We start from the raw sequence: 2,217 nt of genomic DNA, 5'->3' as shown, positions 1-2,217 counted from the left end.
AAAACAGATTGAGATAAACGGAAACACGGAGAGACGAACAAGACTTTTCCGAACTGAGGTTTAACGATATATAATATGACCGGCCGTGAGGCTACCTGGTCAGCAAGTTCTTAAAAGAGATGTCAATGTAGCGTAGCGAGGTAATGGAGTACCGATCAAAGTACATGATTACGTAGCTTTATTTTAAAGGTGGTGTCTAACAGACAACATAACAAAAAAAAAGAGGACTATTTTTAACAATAGTTAAAACTGGTCAGCATCTTACAACACATTTTACAATGGAGAGTTTGATCCTGGCTCAGGATGAACGCTAGCGGCAGGCCTAATACATGCAAGTCGAACGAGATTATCCAGCTTGCTGGATATGAAAGTGGCGCACGGGTGCGTAACGCGTATGCAACCTACCTTTATCTGGGGGATAGCCCGGAGAAATCCGGATTAATACCGCATAAAATCACAGGATGGCATTATCCAATGATCAAACATTTATGGGATGAAGATGGGCATGCGTGTCATTAGCTAGTTGGCGGGGTAACGGCCCACCAAGGCGACGATGACTAGGGGATCTGAGAGGATGGCCCCCCACACTGGTACTGAGACACGGACCAGACTCCTACGGGAGGCAGCAGTAAGGAATATTGGTCAATGGAGGCAACTCTGAACCAGCCATGCCGCGTGCAGGAAGACTGCCCTATGGGTTGTAAACTGCTTTTATCCGGGAATAAACCTACTTACGTGTAAGTAGCTGAATGTACCGGAAGAATAAGGATCGGCTAACTCCGTGCCAGCAGCCGCGGTAATACGGAGGATCCAAGCGTTATCCGGATTTATTGGGTTTAAAGGGTGCGTAGGCGGCCTGTTAAGTCAGGGGTGAAAGACGGTAGCTCAACTATCGCAGTGCCCTTGATACTGATGGGCTTGAATGGACTAGAGGTAGGCGGAATGAGACAAGTAGCGGTGAAATGCATAGATATGTCTCAGAACACCGATTGCGAAGGCAGCTTACTATGGTCTTATTGACGCTGAGGCACGAAAGCGTGGGGATCAAACAGGATTAGATACCCTGGTAGTCCACGCCCTAAACGATGAACACTCGCTGTTGGCGGTACACAGTCAGCGGCTAAGCGAAAGCGTTAAGTGTTCCACCTGGGGAGTACGCTCGCAAGAGTGAAACTCAAAGGAATTGACGGGGGCCCGCACAAGCGGAGGAGCATGTGGTTTAATTCGATGATACGCGAGGAACCTTACCCGGGCTTGAAAGTTAGTGAATGATCTAGAGATAGATCAGTCCGCAAGGACACGAAACTAGGTGCTGCATGGCTGTCGTCAGCTCGTGCCGTGAGGTGTTGGGTTAAGTCCCGCAACGAGCGCAACCCCTATGTTTAGTTGCCAGCACGTCATGGTGGGGACTCTAAACAGACTGCCTGTGCAAACAGAGAGGAAGGAGGGGACGACGTCAAGTCATCATGGCCCTTACGTCCGGGGCTACACACGTGCTACAATGGACGGTACAGAGGGCAGCTAGCCGGCAACGGTATGCGAATCTCACAAAGCCGTTCACAGTTCGGATTGGGGTCTGCAACTCGACCCCATGAAGTTGGATTCGCTAGTAATCGCGTATCAGCAATGACGCGGTGAATACGTTCCCGGGCCTTGTACACACCGCCCGTCAAGCCATGGAAGTTGGGGGTACCTAAAGTATGTAACCGCAAGGAGCGTCCTAGGGTAAAACCGATAACTGGGGCTAAGTCGTAACAAGGTAGCCGTACCGGAAGGTGCGGCTGGAATACCTCCTTTCTGGAGTAGCACCGCCTACTCGCCACGCAACATGATATTTCGAAAAAAAGAGAAAAAGAAACACCCAGAAGAAAACGGTGGGCTACTGTATAAGGTAAGCTTAACGGACTATATGATGGGGAAGCCAAAGGAAATCAGTAGCGGTAAGATACTATATACTGCAACTAACAAGCTTACCTTAAAAAAGTCCCGTAGCTCAGCCTGGTTAGAGCACTACACTGATAATGTAGGGGTCTCCAGTTCAAATCTGGACGGGACTACACATTAAGATCCTTTTGGGGGATTAGCTCAGCTGGCTAGAGCGCCTGCCTTGCACGCAGGAGGTCAACGGTTCGACTCCGTTATTCTCCACCATGAAGAATGGCAACCGGTCAACGGTTCGTCCCGATAGCTATCGGGACCGTTATTCTCCACATAATA

The 2,217-nt window shown here is 49.4% G+C and carries 2 tRNA genes and 1 rRNA gene; all 3 read left to right on the top strand.

Annotated elements, in window-relative coordinates:
* Positions 1–275: 275 nt before the first annotated feature.
* The 3 genes from AC04Q1_RS26400 to AC04Q1_RS26390 all read left to right on the top strand — a co-directional run bounded on the left by AC04Q1_RS26400 (position 276) and on the right by AC04Q1_RS26390 (position 2,151).
* Positions 276–1,797, top strand: a 16S ribosomal RNA gene (locus AC04Q1_RS26400).
* 185 nt (positions 1,798–1,982) lie between these two features.
* Positions 1,983–2,057 (top strand) — tRNA-Ile (locus tag AC04Q1_RS26395).
* Positions 2,058–2,074: 17 nt separating this feature from the next.
* Positions 2,075–2,151: transfer RNA gene (locus AC04Q1_RS26390), tRNA-Ala, on the top strand.
* The last annotated feature ends 66 nt before the right edge of the window (positions 2,152–2,217 follow it).

The sequence above is a fragment of the Pedobacter humicola genome (genome assembly GCF_056490705.1).
This window is presented reverse-complemented; position numbering and strand designations above follow the sequence as displayed.